Source organism: Streptomyces sp. NPDC048484 (assembly GCF_040651415.1).
Taxonomy (GTDB): domain Bacteria; phylum Actinomycetota; class Actinomycetes; order Streptomycetales; family Streptomycetaceae; genus Streptomyces.
On the sequence record NZ_JBEZJY010000032.1, the window covers coordinates 91,986 to 105,883 of the forward strand.

The 13,898-nt window shown below is 68.2% G+C and carries 23 protein-coding genes; 13 read left to right on the forward strand and 10 right to left on the reverse strand.

What is annotated here, in order from left to right; translation table 11 throughout:
- Positions 1-540 precede the first annotated feature (540 nt).
- A complete protein-coding gene (locus tag AB0D14_RS29375) occupies positions 541-1,122 on the forward strand; it encodes a dihydrofolate reductase family protein (protein WP_362784954.1) in 582 nt (193 codons plus the stop codon).
- A 23-nt stretch (positions 1,123-1,145) separates the two neighbouring features.
- On the opposite strand, the gene AB0D14_RS29380 is transcribed toward AB0D14_RS29375, so the two are convergent.
- Both AB0D14_RS29380 and AB0D14_RS29385 read right to left on the reverse strand, forming a co-directional pair.
- Positions 1,146-1,481: a hypothetical protein gene (locus AB0D14_RS29380; RefSeq protein WP_362784956.1), complete on the reverse strand. Its 336-nt coding sequence runs from the start codon at positions 1,479-1,481 to the stop codon at positions 1,146-1,148.
- A gap of 23 nt (positions 1,482-1,504) precedes the next feature.
- On the reverse strand, positions 1,505-1,951 hold the full coding sequence (locus AB0D14_RS29385) for a helix-turn-helix transcriptional regulator (protein WP_362784960.1): 447 nt from the start codon (positions 1,949-1,951) through the stop codon (positions 1,505-1,507).
- A gap of 280 nt (positions 1,952-2,231) precedes the next feature.
- Here AB0D14_RS29385 and AB0D14_RS29390 point away from each other — a divergent pair, with 280 nt between their 5' ends.
- Genes AB0D14_RS29390 through AB0D14_RS29400 form a run of 3 tightly spaced genes read left to right on the forward strand, consistent with a single transcriptional unit; the run spans position 2,232 to position 3,273 of the window.
- Positions 2,232-2,546 carry a WhiB family transcriptional regulator gene (locus tag AB0D14_RS29390; RefSeq protein WP_362784964.1) on the forward strand — a complete coding sequence of 105 codons (315 nt, stop codon included), beginning with the start codon at positions 2,232-2,234 and terminating at the stop codon, positions 2,544-2,546.
- Positions 2,543-3,058, forward strand: coding sequence for a hypothetical protein (locus AB0D14_RS29395; protein ID WP_362784967.1), 516 nt, complete (start codon positions 2,543-2,545; stop codon positions 3,056-3,058). The genes AB0D14_RS29390 and AB0D14_RS29395 overlap by 4 nt, the downstream gene beginning before the upstream one ends.
- Positions 3,055-3,273, forward strand: coding sequence for a MerR family DNA-binding transcriptional regulator (locus AB0D14_RS29400; protein WP_362784969.1), 219 nt, complete (start codon positions 3,055-3,057; stop codon positions 3,271-3,273). The genes AB0D14_RS29395 and AB0D14_RS29400 overlap by 4 nt, the downstream gene beginning before the upstream one ends.
- 43 nt (positions 3,274-3,316) lie before the next feature.
- On the opposite strand, the gene AB0D14_RS29405 is transcribed toward AB0D14_RS29400, so the two are convergent.
- Entirely contained in the window at positions 3,317-4,294 is a 978-nt protein-coding gene (locus AB0D14_RS29405) for a zinc-binding dehydrogenase (protein ID WP_362784972.1), read from the reverse strand.
- A 137-nt stretch (positions 4,295-4,431) separates the two neighbouring features.
- On the opposite strand from AB0D14_RS29405, the gene AB0D14_RS29410 reads away from it, so the two are divergent.
- Together AB0D14_RS29410 and AB0D14_RS29415 are read left to right on the forward strand one after the other, a co-directional pair.
- On the forward strand, positions 4,432-4,776 hold the full coding sequence (locus AB0D14_RS29410) for a helix-turn-helix transcriptional regulator (RefSeq protein WP_362784974.1): 345 nt from the start codon (positions 4,432-4,434) through the stop codon (positions 4,774-4,776).
- Positions 4,777-5,070: 294 nt separating this feature from the next.
- A complete protein-coding gene (locus AB0D14_RS29415; protein WP_362784977.1) occupies positions 5,071-5,358 on the forward strand; it encodes a hypothetical protein in 288 nt (95 codons plus the stop codon).
- On the opposite strand, the gene AB0D14_RS29420 is transcribed toward AB0D14_RS29415, so the two are convergent.
- Positions 5,343-6,083, reverse strand: a complete 741-nt coding sequence (locus AB0D14_RS29420) for a VWA domain-containing protein (RefSeq protein WP_362784979.1) — start codon at positions 6,081-6,083, stop codon at positions 5,343-5,345. The genes AB0D14_RS29415 and AB0D14_RS29420 overlap by 16 nt on opposite strands.
- Here AB0D14_RS29420 and AB0D14_RS29425 point away from each other — a divergent pair.
- The 3 genes from AB0D14_RS29425 (at position 6,082) to AB0D14_RS29435 (ending at position 7,013) form a co-directional block, all read left to right on the forward strand.
- Positions 6,082-6,255, forward strand: a complete 174-nt coding sequence (locus tag AB0D14_RS29425) for a hypothetical protein (RefSeq protein ID WP_362784982.1) — start codon at positions 6,082-6,084, stop codon at positions 6,253-6,255. The two genes, AB0D14_RS29420 and AB0D14_RS29425, sit on opposite strands and share 2 nt — an antisense overlap.
- 80 nt (positions 6,256-6,335) lie before the next feature.
- A complete protein-coding gene (locus tag AB0D14_RS29430) occupies positions 6,336-6,629 on the forward strand; it encodes a hypothetical protein (RefSeq protein WP_362784985.1) in 294 nt (97 codons plus the stop codon).
- Between the two features lie 129 nt (positions 6,630-6,758).
- Positions 6,759-7,013, forward strand: coding sequence for a hypothetical protein (locus tag AB0D14_RS29435; protein WP_362784987.1), 255 nt, complete (start codon positions 6,759-6,761; stop codon positions 7,011-7,013).
- A gap of 96 nt (positions 7,014-7,109) precedes the next feature.
- Here AB0D14_RS29435 and AB0D14_RS29440 read toward each other — a convergent pair whose 3' ends face one another.
- A complete protein-coding gene (locus tag AB0D14_RS29440; RefSeq protein WP_362784990.1) occupies positions 7,110-7,496 on the reverse strand; it encodes a hypothetical protein in 387 nt (128 codons plus the stop codon).
- 129 nt (positions 7,497-7,625) lie between these two features.
- A complete protein-coding gene (locus tag AB0D14_RS29445; protein WP_362784993.1) occupies positions 7,626-8,057 on the reverse strand; it encodes an ATP-binding protein in 432 nt (143 codons plus the stop codon).
- Between the two features lie 235 nt (positions 8,058-8,292).
- On the opposite strand from AB0D14_RS29445, the gene AB0D14_RS29450 reads away from it, so the two are divergent.
- On the forward strand, positions 8,293-9,180 hold the full coding sequence (locus AB0D14_RS29450) for a helix-turn-helix transcriptional regulator (protein ID WP_362784995.1): 888 nt from the start codon (positions 8,293-8,295) through the stop codon (positions 9,178-9,180).
- 10 nt (positions 9,181-9,190) lie between these two features.
- Complete coding sequence (locus tag AB0D14_RS29455; RefSeq protein WP_362784997.1) at positions 9,191-9,391, forward strand: DUF397 domain-containing protein; 201 nt, start codon at positions 9,191-9,193, stop codon at positions 9,389-9,391.
- A gap of 167 nt (positions 9,392-9,558) precedes the next feature.
- Here the strand turns inward: AB0D14_RS29455 and AB0D14_RS29460 are convergent, their stop codons facing one another.
- Entirely contained in the window at positions 9,559-10,413 is an 855-nt protein-coding gene (locus AB0D14_RS29460) for an alpha/beta hydrolase-fold protein (protein WP_362785000.1), read from the reverse strand.
- Entirely contained in the window at positions 10,410-10,736 is a 327-nt protein-coding gene (locus AB0D14_RS29465; protein ID WP_362785002.1) for an amidohydrolase family protein, read from the reverse strand. The genes AB0D14_RS29460 and AB0D14_RS29465 overlap by 4 nt, the downstream gene beginning before the upstream one ends.
- A 248-nt stretch (positions 10,737-10,984) precedes the next feature.
- On the opposite strand from AB0D14_RS29465, the gene AB0D14_RS29470 reads away from it, so the two are divergent.
- Complete coding sequence (locus AB0D14_RS29470) at positions 10,985-11,587, forward strand: TetR/AcrR family transcriptional regulator (RefSeq protein ID WP_362785005.1); 603 nt, start codon at positions 10,985-10,987, stop codon at positions 11,585-11,587.
- Positions 11,588-11,775: 188 nt separating this feature from the next.
- Here AB0D14_RS29470 and AB0D14_RS29475 read toward each other — a convergent pair whose 3' ends face one another.
- Together AB0D14_RS29475 and AB0D14_RS29480 are read right to left on the reverse strand one after the other, a co-directional pair.
- The gene (locus tag AB0D14_RS29475) at positions 11,776-12,054 is read right to left on the reverse strand and encodes a hypothetical protein (RefSeq protein WP_362785007.1); all 279 of its coding nucleotides are present in this window, start codon (positions 12,052-12,054) and stop codon (positions 11,776-11,778) included.
- Between the two features lie 72 nt (positions 12,055-12,126).
- Positions 12,127-13,062: an NAD(P)/FAD-dependent oxidoreductase gene (locus tag AB0D14_RS29480; RefSeq protein ID WP_362785010.1), complete on the reverse strand. Its 936-nt coding sequence runs from the start codon at positions 13,060-13,062 to the stop codon at positions 12,127-12,129.
- Positions 13,063-13,131: 69 nt separating this feature from the next.
- Between AB0D14_RS29480 and AB0D14_RS29485 the strand changes: the two genes are divergently transcribed.
- Positions 13,132-13,728, forward strand: coding sequence for an XRE family transcriptional regulator (locus tag AB0D14_RS29485; RefSeq protein WP_362785012.1), 597 nt, complete (start codon positions 13,132-13,134; stop codon positions 13,726-13,728).
- Positions 13,729-13,898: the final 170 nt, after the last annotated feature.

Here is a 13,898-nt window from a genome sequence, read left to right on the forward strand (position 1 = left end):
TCGGCGGCGCATGGATTGCGGCGGAGCCGCACCCGGAAGTTCCTGGGATCAGACAACTTGTCCCTACCACTCCATCACTCCATCAGTCACCAGTCACCAGTCACACGGAGTTTGCATGCGCACCATGCCCCGATGCCTCATAACTGCACTGGCCGCGGGCTGCCCGGCCGTGACGGTCGGCCCGTCCGCCACGGCCGCCGGCAGACCCGCGGCGCCCGCACCTCCGACTCCCTGAACTTTTCTCGACTTTTCCCGACTTTTCCCGGGAAATCTTTCGCGTTTGACCACGATCGACAGAACGGCCCGGAGTACGGGCACTCGCGACTGACCGGAAATCCGCGAGTGCCCACGCTCCGGGCCGTTCGTCGCGCGACCGCGGCCCACCTGGACCGACCCCCGCCGAGCCGGGGCTGGACTACCGTCTCTGTCAGCCCAACGCAGCCCAGACGTAACCCGACGCAGTCCAACGCAGCCCACGAACCGGTCCGTTCCACACACTCCACGGTTCACTCCACGGCTCACTCCACAGCGAGGTCCGCGATGCGAAAGATCGTCCTGAGCATGTCCGTCTCCCTCGACGGTTTCTTCGAGGGTCCGAACCGAGAGATCGACTGGCACCTGGTCGACGACGAACTGCACCGGCACTTCAACGAACGCATCAGCGCGCTGGGCGGCTTCCTGACCGGCCGCGTCTCCCACGAACTGATGGCGGAGTACTGGCCGACCGCCGACGAGGACCCCGAGAACCCCGAGGTCGTCCGCGAGTTCGCCGCCATCTGGCGGGACATGCCGAAGGTCGTCTACTCGCGGACGCTGGACAAGGCCGACTGGAACGCGACCGTCGTACGGGAGGTCGCTCCCGATGTCATCAGGGCGCTCAAGGAACAGCCCGGCGGGGACCTCGCGGTCGGCGGGGCGGAGCTGGCGGCGGAGTTCCGGCGCCATGACCTGATCGACGAGTACCTGATCTACGTACACCCGGTGCTCCTCGGGCACGGCCGCCCCCTCTTCCGCGACACCGACGCGCTCGCCCGCCTGCACCTCGTCGAGTCCCGCGTCTTCGGCAACGGGGTGGTCCTGCTGCACTACACGCGCGCCGAGGCCGGGGCCGGGGCAGCTTGAGCCCACCCCACCCCACCCCACGCTCAGTCCGCGTCGCTCGGCGGACGTTCAGGGAAGGGGAGGAGGCGGGCCGGCGGGTGGTCCAACGGGCGGTCCGGCCCCACCAGGTGCTCCTGGCCGGACGCGCGGGCGTGTTCCTCCCAGCCCGCACGGAACCAGCTCAGTTGATGCCGCTGGAGCTCTTCCTCGGTGAGCACGCGGACGGCGTCCGGACCTTCCGAGCGGACCTTCTCGGCCAGTACGTCGAGGAGTTCGCCCACGAGTCCGGCGACGCGCTGAGCCTCGCCGCCACCACCACTGGCGTCGCCCCTGCCCGTACCGCCGCCTGCGCCTGTACCGCCGCCTGCTGAGTCACCCATGCCGTGCTCCGGTCCCTCCTCCGTCAACCGCCCTCCGGCAGGAACTGCCGTGCCACCTTGGCGAACAGATCCCGCAGCTCGGGCGGGACACCCATCCGGCAGGCGGCCTCCTCGGGGCTGAGCCGCAGGTGCTCCTCGCCGTCGGCGGGGTGGCCACCGGTGAGCGGCAGGTCGTCCTCGGTCAGCCGGCCCGAGCGGATGAGCATCTCCCGCAGGGGCACGCCGAGTACGGCCGCGATGCGCCGCATCGTCTCCAGGTCGGGCATGGACTGCCGCTGGAGCAGCCGGCTCACGGCGGCCCGGTGCACGCCCGCGTCGTCGGCGAGCTTCGACCGTCCGCCACCGCGCGGGCTGTCGATGTCGTAGCCCCGGGCGCGCAGCAGGTCCTCGATCCAGCCGGCGAACTCCTGGAGCCCCGCGGCCCGGTACGTCTGATCCGTACGGGCCCCGGCCCGTGCGCTCGAAGCCATGTGTCGGCTCTCCCCTCGTCGCCGGGGCAGCGTACCGATCGCACCCGCACCAAGGTGTGTGCGCGCTCGCGCGTAACTGTGGAGATTCGGCGGATTCACTAACTCTGCGCAGCTCAGGCGGGATTGACAAGCCGTCACCACACCACACCCTTCACGGAACGTAATCACTTGCGTACGCGCTCGCAACATGCGACTCTAACCGCTCGCCCGCAACTATCGAACACATGTTCCCATACATGGGGAGGGGTTGCACGTGCCCAACCAGCCGCCCGTAGCCGCCATGACATCCACCACCGCCACCCACGCCGCCCGCCGTTCTCCCGCGTTTTCCGTCGCGCCGAACGCACTGAGCACACCGAGCTCACCCAGCGCACCGAGCAAGGAACTGGACTGGCGCAGAGAAGCCGCCTGCGCCCACCTGTCCGGGAGTTCGGTGTTCACACGGGTCCCCGCCGAGGCCGAGGCCGTGTTACGCGCCTGCGATCGGTGCCCGATCCGCAAGCAGTGCGAGGCTGTCGTCGACCCCTCGCACACCTGGTTCGACGGGGTCAGCGGTGGCCGCCTGTGGCGCAACGGACGCGAGGTCAGCCGATGAGCGAGCACCAGAGTGGAGCAGCCGTGTGGATCGCCTCGCTCGTCCGCCGGTGGCCGGACCTCGTCGACGAGTTGTCTCCCGCGGGCCGCGGGGGACTGCGGGAGCGGCGTGGTGGCGGACCCGTCGGCGGTACGACCGCTCCGGTCCGGCTCTACGTCTCCGACGCCGTACGGGACATCACCGACGGAGTCGTCGAGCTGGAGGAGGCCGTACGTGAACGGTTCGGTCTGCGGCCGGTGCCTCCGGCCTCCGTACCGGTACGGCTGCGCCGTGTCGCCGGACTGCTGGACCGCATCGCCGCCGACCCGCTGCTCGCTCCGCACGTCGAGGACGAGACCCGGCGGATGGCCGCACGCTGCGCCCGCGCGCTCGGCGACCCGGAGCAGCTCGTACGGCTGCCCGGCCGCTGCCCCGCATGCGACTGCGTCTCCCTGCGGGCGCTCCCGGAACGGGCCGAGATCAGGTGCGTCAATCCCGCGTGCCGACGGGTGCTGGAGGCCGAGCACTCGTGAACGGAGCCCTGAACACCCCCTTGATCACCACCCCTTTGATCACCACTGAGCTGGCCGCCGACGAGGCGGGCGTCACGACCGCGACCATCCGCAAGTGGGTGCAGCGCGGCCATCTGCGGTCCGCCGACACACAGGGCCGACGACGCCTGTTCCGCCTGGAGGACGTCTTCGCCGCCGAACGAACGACGTACCAGGCCCGGCGCCACGACCACTGATCCGCAATACGAACGCCCGCTGGCCCGTGGTGGGGTGCCGTGTTCAGCCGGCCATCCGCAGCAGCAGCTTGCCCACCGAGGTGCGCCCGCCCATCAAGGTGTGGGCCGCGGCCGCCTCCGAGAGGGGGAACTCCGCGGTGATCGGAAGCTCCACGGTGCCGTCGGTGACCGTGCGGAAGGCACTCTCGGTGAGCGACCGCAGTACCTCGGGCGCCGACCGCGCAAGAGTCAGGATGGAGAAGCCCGCGACCGAACGGCCCTCCACATAGAGTTCGGACTGCCCGACCCGCCACGGCTCGGCTCCACTCGCATTACCGAAGGACACCAGGCGCCCGAAGACGGCCAGCGTGTCGAGGCCTCGGCGAAGGGTGTCGCCACCTACCGGGTCGAGCACCAGATCGACCCCCCTGCCGCCGGTGGCCAGGCGGACCTCGCCGGGGAAGGAGTCCGTGGTGAACACCTCGTCGTAGCCGTACTTGAGGGCGTGCGCGGCCTTGGCCCCGGAGGAGACCACTCCGTACACCGCGCTCGCGCCCGCCGCCTTGGCCAACTGCCCGGCCACCGTGCCGATACCGCCCGCAGCTCCGTGCACCAGCACACTCTCTCCGGCGCGCAGCCGCCCCACCTCGTGGAGCAGGGCATGCGCGGTCGGCAGCACGGTGGGGAGCGCGGCCGCGGTCCGCAGGTCCATGCCCTCCGGGAGCGGGAAGACGGTGGCGGCCTCGGCGACCACTACCTCCGCGTAGGCGCCGCCCTCGGTGAGCGCAGCGACTTCCTGCCCCGGGCGCAGCCCCTCGACGCCGTGGCCGACGGCCCGGATCCGTCCGGAGACTTCCAGGCCGGGGACGAAGGGCAGCGATTCCACCCGGTATCCCTCGGCCCGCGCCTTGAGGTCCGCGAAGTTCACGCCCGCATAGGTGGCGTCGATGGTGACCTGGCCGGGACCCGGCTCGGGGGTGTCGGCCCGTACGACCTTCAGTACTTCGGGGCCGCCGTACTCCTGGAACTCGACCACACGCATGACAGCACGTTCCTTCCGACAAGGTGTTCAACAAGAATCGAACACTCGGAGTGTAAGATATCCATCGAACACTCAGCAAGGGGCTGGGACACTCCGCGGGGTGCCCCAGCGCGGCTACGCATGGCGAGGAGAGCGGCATGCCGAACCAGGCTGCGGGCGGCGGACACCGCGCCGCACCGGTGCACACGGACCCCGACAGAGTTTCCGTCCTGACCGCGCTGTCCGCGCTCGCCGATCCTGTACGCATCCAGTTGATCCGGGAGTTGGCGGGCTCCACCGACTGGACGCGCAGCTGTGGCAGCTTCGACGTACCCGTCGGCAAAGCCGCACTCAGCCACCACTTCTCGGTCTTGCGCGGCGCCGGCCTGGTCGAACAGCGCGACCAGGGGCCCAAGCGGGTCAACCGACTGCGCCGCGGGGAGTTCGAGGCGCGCTTCCCCGGGCTGCTCGACCTGCTCCTGCGCGCCGACAATGCCGATTGAACAGTCGGCCCGTACACCCCGGCCACGGCCGGGGTTCTCTTCTGCGTACGCCCGAATAGCCCTCCGGCACAAGCCGGTTGCACGTTTGCCCGACCGGTGTCACATTGGATGCAGCGGCAGAGCTGCGCCCGGCGGACGGGCGGCGGACCTGCCGCTTTGTGTTGCCCTGAAACTCCGGGGATCCCCGGGCGCGACGCCCCGGATCTCCGGAAAGTCCCGGAAAGCCCCGAAGACCCCCTCCCCCGAAGGGAGCGTCCATGTGGCCGGGGGCAGCTGTCGTCGCGGCGGCTCTCGGTGCTGGTCCAGCACCTTCCCCGGGACAGCGCGACAGCCCGCGATCTGCACGGCGAGGCGGCGGACTGGTCGGTCACCGACTACCTGCTCGCCTCCGTCGTGGACCAGCTCGCGGAGGCGAACTGGATGTTCGCGACGGTCAACCGGGACGAGGACAGCGAGCCGATCGACTTCCCCGAGCCCCTTCCGCGTCCCGGCGCGGAGGAGAAGGAGCCGGTGACGGACACGGCACCGCCGCTTCGGCGACAGCAGCCCAGCGCTCTGGAGCTCGCTCAGTTCTTCGGCTGACGGCACCATCGCACGAACGGCTTCAGGGCGCCCCGGAAGAGAAAGTACTCGGGAATGCCCTCGGGAATGTTCCACCCCCGGAAGAGGCTCACGTTCGTGATGTGTGGGGCCTGGGCCCGAAGTGCGTCGAGCTTCCTGAGCACATGCGTCAGGTCCGGGTCACCGAGGAACTGCCAGAAGACGTTCGCACCGGACGCCGCCTCCAACTGGTCGGCGAGGGAGGTGTCGTCAGAGCTCGGCGCCCAGACGTGGAACAGCACCAATGTCGGAACCCCGCCCTTGGGGAGACCTGCCGTGATCGCCTTGACCGCTTCGGCCGTGCCGCGTGAGTCGAACAGTCCGTACCTCTTCGCGTTCGCGAGGAGCTGGTTGTCCGGCGGCGCGTCCCTGGTGAGGAGGGACGTGGGCGGTACGACGGCCCAGTCCTCGATCCACTCCGCGGCATTCGCGAGCCGGAGTTCCGGCAACCGGTGTATCCGCGCGGTGTAGATCCAGGGCTCCACGCCCGCCCCGGGAGCCAGGAACTCACCGAGCGTGGCAGCCCGGCGCGCCATGCCGGCGATTTCCCCGCTCTCGAACGGCCAGCGGTCGCCTCCAGGAAGAGCCAGCACTACACGCGGCGCATGCCGTTTGGCTCCGCTCATCCGCACGGCCAGGGATGCGGCGAAACGGCCCTTTCCCGGCTTTCCGGCCCTTTTCGGCACAAGCGCTTCTTCGGCAGCCATGGCCAAAGGCTACTGCGGCGCCGGCACCACCTGCGCGTCCGGCGCGGCCCCGCAGCAGACCCTGACCCTGCGCGGCACCTCCTACAACGGTGTGCCGTCCGACACCGGCCTCACCCCGGACCTGCCGGTCGATCCGGAGTACGGCGCCACGCGTACGTACGCCCTGATCTAGGCGCAGAACGCGTCGCTCGACGCCCTGACCAGCAGCAGAATCTCCTACGGAGAGCTGCTCAAGGCACCGGGGAGCGCGGTGTGAGTGAACCGTCCGCGCAGGAACAGCCGTTGGAGCCGGACGCGTTCGCCGAGGCCGTGGACGGCCGGACCGTGCTGCGGTTCGCCGACAGCGCCGCCCGGGACACCAAGGTGACCGCCCCGGTGGCGGGCATGCTCTGCCGGCTCAGCACGCCGAAGCAGTACTGGTACTACACCGGCACCGTCTGGGCCCAACTCGCCCCCGCCCCAGTCCACAAGGCGAACGCAACGGGCGGTACGACCGCCTCGACCGCGTTCATGTACCGCTTCATCACCGTCACCCCCGTCAACTGAGGAAACCCCATGGCCACACCCCTCACCGCCGAGAAGGAGAGGCAAGGGGGAAACCCCGAAAACCACGAAACGTATAAGGAGCGTCACGATGACCGATGCCATGCGGACGACGAGCGCGGGAGGTACCCGATGACAGCGACCGAGACCGAGGAGGTCGTCCTGGAACTGGAACGCCTGCGTCGTTCGGTCGACGTCGGCTTCGCCACCACGCGAGGCGACCTCGCGCTCCTGCTCCAGCGCGCCGACCAGACCGACAAGACCCTTGACGAACACGAGACCCGTATCGAGGCGCTTGAGCGCACCCGCTGGCCCCTGCCCTCACTCGCGGCAGCCACGTCGTTCCTGGCTCTGGCGCTCACGGTCTGGCAGAGCCTGGGCCGGTAGTCCGGGCGGGCACGGCAACCGGCAGCGCCGCCGGCCCGGCGCGCCTCAGTCCGTCCCGCTCCCCGTCCCCGCCCCTGTCCCCGCCCCTGTCCCCGTTTACGGACAGCGGCTGCGGTGATCCCCACCCCGTCGGCGGTGACGTACCGCTCCGTGTCTCTGGGGGCGATGAAGAGATCGGGAATCAAGACGCTCCCCCTTGTGGATGACGTTGAAGTCACTCCACGCGGCGAAGTCACCGTCCTTCAGAAAGAGCACCAGGTCATCCCGGAGCAGGTTGATGATCTGGCCGTGCGAAAACCGACCGGTGGGCGACACCTCGATGGCTCCCTCGATGATCTCAGCGCGGTAGCCCTCGGGGAGTTCCATGGCCTTCCACGCCTGCCACAGAACCTCGTCGAGGCCGGGCCCGTTCTCGGACAGGCACGGAGGCTCGGCCCTGGACTCGGTCATGGTCTCGGGCCCCTCGTGTGCCGGAGCGGCCATAGCGATGTCGCCTCCTGAGGTGTGGACTGGGCATGCTCGTGGCACAACAACGCCATCACGGTAGGGAGCCACAGGGACTCACCTGCGGAAACATCCTCGGTTCACTCGAACCGACGAAGCAGAGACGACTCACCCCGCCGACCGCAGCTCGAACCACACCTCCTTCGCGTATCGCCCCGCTCTCCCGTCGGCGACGCCCCACCTGTCCGCCACCTCTTCGACGAGGGCGAGCCCTCGCCCCCAGCAGGCGACGGCCCCTGCGGCGGGGCGTGCGACGACCGGTGGATCAGGACTCTCGTCGAGGACGCTCACGTGGAGGCGCGCCGAGTTGAGTCGGACTCGGAGTATGGCGGTGCCCTTCGTGTGCAGATGGACGTTCGTGACGAGCTCCGAGATGCAGAGCGCGGCGGGCATGACGAGGGGTTCCCGGTCGTGCGTGAACAGGACCGCCCGCACGAAGTCCCGGCAGACGCGGGGCGCGGTGGCGTCAGCCGGCGCGAACAGGCTGTATTCGTGGCTCGGTTGCAGCGACCGGTGGGTGGCACTGCGGGCGGGATTCATGGACGTGGGCTCCAGTCGTGGGTCGGGCCCGGCGATGGCGATGTCCGCGCGCTCCCGGATGGAGGGGCGGGTGCTCTGTCGGCTTGTGGGCAGGGGAGGATGGGCGACTCCTTTGGGTAACTGGAGCCGAACCTAAAGTAGCTACATGGGTTTACATTGTTCAAGCCGCTCACTCGATCGGTGGACGAACTCCCGTGATCTGGAGAGACTTTGGGCGACCGACTAGGAGTGAACCGTGGGACTGCGCACCACCATCAGCGAACGCCAGCGCCGACTCGGCTACGAGCTCAAACACCTGCGCGAACAAGCGGGTTTCAGTGCGGGCGAGGCTGCCGAGCGGATCGGTATGGGCAGGGCCCAGCTGAGCCAGATCGAGACAGCGAAGACGACCATCCTGATGGAACGACTCCGTGAGCTGTGTCGCCTCTATGGGTGCACGGATAAGACCTACGTCGAGGCTCTGGTCGCCATGTCTGAGGCAACAGGCAAGGGGTGGTGGACGGCCTACAAGAGGCCCATGGAACAAGGGCCCTTGAACATGGCGGAGCTGGAAAGTGACGCGGTCGAAGTGCGGTTGCACCAGTCACTGTTCATCCCGGGACTCTTCCAGACGGCCGACTACGCACAGGCCGTCTTCGCCACCCCGCAACTGGGTTTCGAGAACGAGGACATCGGGGACGCCTTGAAGTTCCGCATGGAACGGCAGAGGATCCTCACCCGCGAGAACCCTCCGTCCGTACACGCCGTCATCCACGAGTCCGCCCTGCACATGAAGTTCGGTGGCACAGAGGTGGTACGCGAACAGCTGCTCCATCTCATCGAGCTGGCCCGGCTCCCCCACCTGACCATCCGGATCTATCCGTTCAGCTCCCAGGCGCATGCCGCCGTCAGCGGGAACTTCGTCCATCTGATCCCTTCCGTGCCACGACTGGGCACGGTGGTCCTCGAACAGCCGACCGGGATCCGGTACTTGGGCGGCCAGGAAACCCTGCTCCAATACGAGAGGCTGTTCGCGCGACTCGCCGATTACGCGTTGCCCCCGATCGACGTATCGTTGGCCCCAGAAGCACACTCCGTGAAGGACTCTCTGGCTCTCATCCAGCACGTCCTCTACACCCTCTAGGGAGACACGGATGCCTGAACTCACCTGGCAGAAGTCGACGTTCAGCGGCGGTCCACAGGGCGAATGCCTCTACCTGGCCACCGCCCCCGACGGAACCATCCGCCTCCGCGAGAGCGACACCCCCGACATCATCCTCGCCACCGCCCCGCAGGGCCTCGCGGGGCTCCTCCACCACGCCCGCACCACCGCGACGAAGCGCGCTCACCGCTAGGGCGCGTTATGGATCTCCGCGGCGTCGCGACGCCCGGCGCGACCGGCTCGGGCTCGAAACGCGTACCGGTCGGGTGCGGCGAGTGGTGCCAGGCGCTCGGGGCGGCGGCACTGGCCAGGAGCGCCGCCGCCCAGCGCGGCGGTCAGGCAGAGCCGCGGCGTCCAGGCCTACTGGGCACGGCAGGTCCTGAGGTAGCTGAGGAAGGATGCCTGCAGCCCGGTCACGTGGGTTTCGTGCATGAGTGCGCTGGTGACGGAGCCGTTGCGCGAGGTGAGTTGGTGGAGGAACGTGGCCGTGTACTTCGCGAGGTTCTGGTAGACCGCGATGTCTCCGAGGATTTCTCGGTCGTTGAAGGTCACGTGGAGCTTGGTGGCAGGCAGGGTGTCACCCATGGCTTGAAGAAGGGCGAAGACCTGGCTGTCTGCATTGACGATGCCGGGGCTGCCTGCGCCGATGCTCTCGAAGAAGGTGCTTTTGGTGAGCCAGGCGTAGAGGCTGAAGAGTCCGCCGTAGGAGTAGCCGAAGAGGCCGTGACCGCTCGGGGCTGTGCCGTAGTCGCGTTCGATCCGCGGGTGCAGGTCGTCGGTGAGGAAGTCCAGGAACATGTCCCCGCGGCTGTCGCTCAGTTCAGCGAGGTAGGCGTCGGCTTGCTCGCGAGTCGTCGTGCCTGTTTCGACCCCCATCTCCACCGCGTCGATGTACTCCTTCGCGATGGGTTCGCCGGGGGGCACGAGGTCGCGGTTGCGCAGCCGCTCCCAGTGCTCTGCTTCCTCGCCCGCGTAGCCCACGCTGACTTGGACGTAGGGCTGGATCGACTGCATGGGGTCCAGTTGCGTGACGATGAGTGGGGCGGTCATGCCCACGGCCCAGTTGCCGTCGAGGACGTACACGACAGGCGCTGGCGCCGCGGCAGGGTCGTAGCGCGGTGGTGTGGTGACCCAGATGCCGTAGTCGTGCCCACCGCTGGAGCGCATCTCGAAGTAGTCGGTGTGGGCGAGGCATCCCTGCCACATGGTGCTCATCTGAGGTCCTTCACGATTTGGCCGGCCTGCATGACGAGGACGGCGTTGGTGGGGTCGGAGAACAGTTCTGGGTCTTCGAGCGGGTTGCCGTTCCAAGGAACGAGGTCTGCCTGCGCGCCGGGAGCGATGACACCCACCTGGCCGGACAGGCCGAGGATCTCGGCGTTGGTCCGGGTCGCCGCCACGAGCGCTTCCACCGGCGTCTCGAGAGCTGCGCGCAGGCTGAGTTCTTTGCCGCGACGGTCCTGGGCCGGACCGATGAGGTCGGAACCCGGCCCGATCCGTACTCCTGCGTGCTTGGCGACAGTGAGCGCCTTCGTCATCTGCTCGCCGTGCGCACTGGAGGCACCGAGTCGGGTGATGCGGCCGTTCTCGATAGTGCGGCCGTACTCGTGCGGCCGTACTCGATAGTGATGTCGAGGTTGCTGGGATCGCGCCCCGATCCGTCGATGACCGCCGCGCCGACCACATGAGCAGGTCCCATGGCCGATCCTCCACTGTTGCGAGCTGACTGCGACCATGTGCGAAGCAACACGGAACCGCCCAAACTTTCTTTTCCAATGGATAAACCGTGGGAGTGATCCTGTCAACCTCGGAACGCAAGGGCAGCGCGCACGAGCGACTCCTGGAACGGCTTCTCGACGCCTTCGGCGAGGCCCTTCCCTCACCGGAGATGTCACTCCGTGAGATCGCCGCCCGGATCGAGACCAGCCACGCCCTGTTGCGCTACCACTTCGGGTCACTCCCGGGCGTCTTGGCCGCCATGCTCACGGCGCAGCGATCCCGTGACAACGAGGCACTTCTGGAGGCCGCCCAGCAGGGCACCTTCGACGATTTCGTTGTGGCGATCTGGCGTACTTACACCCGGCCGGAGCAGCTGTCGCGTGCCCGCGGCTTCTTCTACGTCGTCGGACTGGCCGCGTACGGCCCCGAGGACTTCCGTGAGTTCGTGGAGTCGATCGGCGACCTGACCGTGATGCTGTCCTCACTCGCGGAACGCGAAGGGCTCGACACGAAGGAAGCGCGGGATATGGCCACCGTCACCATTGCCGCGATTCGCGGCCTCCTCTTGCAGGAACTCCTGACTCCCGGAACCCGCTCGGAGGACGCGGTCACCTTGATCCTGCGCATGAGAGAGGGCCGATCCGTTCCACGCTCACGTCCGGAGCGTTAACGGTGACCTCCCAGCGGCGCAACGGCTGCTCCAGTCCGCCGACGGCCTGAGCTCGGGGATCCCGCATGTTCTCGACGACCTTGGCCGAATCGACGCCCGGCTCGCTCGGTTGCGCGTCTCTGACGCCTTCGGTCTGCCGGGCGGCTGCCGATCCTCGAACCCCTGGTTCGGCTGGTTCAGCGGCCTGCCTACCGGGTCAGGATGCGCACCCGGAGTCGGTGCAACTGCGGCATCAGCCCGTAGATCACGATCGGCACCGCGATGGTGGCGAGCACGAAGGTGCGCAGGACCGGGGCGAGCGTGCTCAGCCGCTCGCCGAGGGCAAGATTGAGGACGGTGAGGGTCGGGAAGACGGCCAGCCATATCATGAGCGCCAGCTGGTGCTTTGTCGGCGGGCCGGCCACGCCGGGACCGGGAGTGGGGTTCGGCCCTGGGATGGCGCTGGGGCTGTGGTTCGGATTGGTCATGTCGCTCCTTGGCTCGTGCTGAAGGGTGCGGCGGGGTGGAGTTGTTCTGTTCCCGGGCTGTTTGCCTGGAGGTCAGGACACGAGGCCCTGGTTGAGGTCGCGGACGGCATTGCGCACGTCGTCGGCGACCAGCTCGGTGTTGAGCGCGATGGCGGCCGCGGAGCCGGCACCGGCGGCGGTGATCACCTGGGCGCGCGGATCCACCACATTGCCGGCGGCCCAGACGCCGGGGACGCTGCTACGACCGGTCCCGTCGACTACGACCCAGCCGTCGTCGTCGACCGCTGGTCCGAGGCCGCGGAGGAGACGGCTGTTCGGCACGAACCGGGGCGGCACGAACAGCGCATCGCGAAGAACCGCACGGCCGTCGTCCATCCGTACGCCGCGCAGTTGGTCGTCCTCTATGACCAGCTGCGCGATGGTGCCCTCGACCACGTCGATGGTGCGGGCGGCCAACTCGGATCGCTCTGTTGCGGTGAGCATGTCGGGCGGGGTGAAGTAGACGAGGTCGTGGGTCCACTGGCGCACGATCTGTGCGTACCGGACCGCGCCGGGGCTGCCGCCGATGACGCCGAGCCGGCGGTCGCGGACCTCGTGGCCGTGGCAGTAGGGGCAGTGCAGGACATCGCGAGCCCAACGGTCGCGCAATCCCGGCACGTCGGGTAGCTCGTCACGTAGGCCGGTTGTCACCAGAAGCCGCCGTGCCGGGATGCGCTGCCCGTCGGCGAGCAGGACCCAGAACCCGCTTCGGCCGTCGGGCACCAGCTCGGTTGCGGCGCCCTCGAGGATGTCGCCACCGTAGCTGTTCACTTCGGCCCGGCCGAGCGCCAGGAGCTCACCGGGTGGGAGGCCGTCCCGCGACAGGTAGCCGTGCATGTGGGCGGCCGGGGCGTTGCGCGGCTTACCGGCGTCGACCACGAGAATCTTGCGGCGGGCCCGCGAAAGGACAACGGCTGCGGACAGTCCGGCAGCACCCCCGCCGATGATCACTACGTCGTACTGACTCATGTCCACAAGGCTGAAGCCGCGCGGGTCCTTCGCCAACAGACGTTGCTGTTTCCGGGAATCCGCAGTGGGATGAGGCTCGTGGACGAATCCCAAGAAGCTATCGCCGCCGTGCTTGAGCAGGCGGGGCCGCGGCTGAAGCAGCTCCGCACCCGGCGTCACATCACCCTGACCAGTCTGGCGACCGCCACCGGCATCTCGAAGAGCACGCTCTCGCGACTCGAGACCGGACAGCGCCGACCAACCCTGGAACTTCTCCTCGCCCTCTCGCAGGCCTACCGGGTGCCACTGGACGACCTTGTCGGCGCGCCCGAAGTGGGCGACCCACGCATCCGCCTCAAGCCTGGCCACGTCAAGGGCAGGACGGTCATCCCGCTCACCCGGCAGCCCGACGGCATGCAGGTATGGAAGATCGTCATCCCGACCAGCAAGGTCAGCCCAGAGCCTCGGGCACACGACGGTCACGAATGGATTTACGTCCTGTCCGGACACATGCGATGTGTCCTCGGCGAGCGGGACTGGGTCCTCGGGCCTGGCGAGGTGGCCGAGTTCGACACCCACGTGCCGCACTGGTTCGGCAGCACGGGACAGGAGCCGTCAGAGATCCTCAGCATCTTTGCAAGACCCGGCGAACGAATGAACGTCCGAACGCCCACCCCGCAGACGTAGACGTAGACGTAGACCACGGTGCACGTCCGTACTCGGCAAGGCCCAAGGCCGGGTTGTTGGCGTTTTCGCCGGTCACGCAAGGGAGTTGAAGGATTCTCGACGTAGAGCGACGGAGCTCGAACGCCTATGGAACACCCTCGTGCGGCTGCATTTCGGTCGTCATCTGAGCT

Excerpts from the sequence above, each read along its gene's own strand:
- AB0D14_RS29375 (WP_362784954.1), top strand. The coding sequence starts at position 541 with ATGCGAAAGATCGTCCTGAGCATGTCCGTCTCCCTCGACGGTTTCTTC.
- AB0D14_RS29380 (WP_362784956.1), bottom strand. The coding sequence starts at position 1,481 with ATGGGTGACTCAGCAGGCGGCGGTACAGGCGCAGGCGGCGGTACGGGC.
- AB0D14_RS29385 (WP_362784960.1), bottom strand. The coding sequence starts at position 1,951 with ATGGCTTCGAGCGCACGGGCCGGGGCCCGTACGGATCAGACGTACCGG.
- AB0D14_RS29390 (WP_362784964.1), top strand. The coding sequence starts at position 2,232 with ATGACATCCACCACCGCCACCCACGCCGCCCGCCGTTCTCCCGCGTTT.
- AB0D14_RS29395 (WP_362784967.1), top strand. The coding sequence starts at position 2,543 with ATGAGCGAGCACCAGAGTGGAGCAGCCGTGTGGATCGCCTCGCTCGTC.
- AB0D14_RS29405 (WP_362784972.1), bottom strand. The coding sequence starts at position 4,294 with ATGCGTGTGGTCGAGTTCCAGGAGTACGGCGGCCCCGAAGTACTGAAG.
- AB0D14_RS29410 (WP_362784974.1), top strand. The coding sequence starts at position 4,432 with ATGCCGAACCAGGCTGCGGGCGGCGGACACCGCGCCGCACCGGTGCAC.
- AB0D14_RS29425 (WP_362784982.1), top strand. The coding sequence starts at position 6,082 with ATGGCCAAAGGCTACTGCGGCGCCGGCACCACCTGCGCGTCCGGCGCG.
- AB0D14_RS29420 (WP_362784979.1), bottom strand. The coding sequence starts at position 6,083 with ATGGCTGCCGAAGAAGCGCTTGTGCCGAAAAGGGCCGGAAAGCCGGGA.
- AB0D14_RS29435 (WP_362784987.1), top strand. The coding sequence starts at position 6,759 with ATGACAGCGACCGAGACCGAGGAGGTCGTCCTGGAACTGGAACGCCTG.
- AB0D14_RS29440 (WP_362784990.1), bottom strand. The coding sequence starts at position 7,496 with ATGGCCGCTCCGGCACACGAGGGGCCCGAGACCATGACCGAGTCCAGG.
- AB0D14_RS29445 (WP_362784993.1), bottom strand. The coding sequence starts at position 8,057 with ATGAATCCCGCCCGCAGTGCCACCCACCGGTCGCTGCAACCGAGCCAC.
- AB0D14_RS29455 (WP_362784997.1), top strand. The coding sequence starts at position 9,191 with ATGCCTGAACTCACCTGGCAGAAGTCGACGTTCAGCGGCGGTCCACAG.
- AB0D14_RS29460 (WP_362785000.1), bottom strand. The coding sequence starts at position 10,413 with ATGAGCACCATGTGGCAGGGATGCCTCGCCCACACCGACTACTTCGAG.
- AB0D14_RS29465 (WP_362785002.1), bottom strand. The coding sequence starts at position 10,736 with ATGACGAAGGCGCTCACTGTCGCCAAGCACGCAGGAGTACGGATCGGG.
- AB0D14_RS29475 (WP_362785007.1), bottom strand. The coding sequence starts at position 12,054 with ATGACCAATCCGAACCACAGCCCCAGCGCCATCCCAGGGCCGAACCCC.
- AB0D14_RS29480 (WP_362785010.1), bottom strand. The coding sequence starts at position 13,062 with ATGAGTCAGTACGACGTAGTGATCATCGGCGGGGGTGCTGCCGGACTG.
- AB0D14_RS29485 (WP_362785012.1), top strand. The coding sequence starts at position 13,132 with ATGAGGCTCGTGGACGAATCCCAAGAAGCTATCGCCGCCGTGCTTGAG.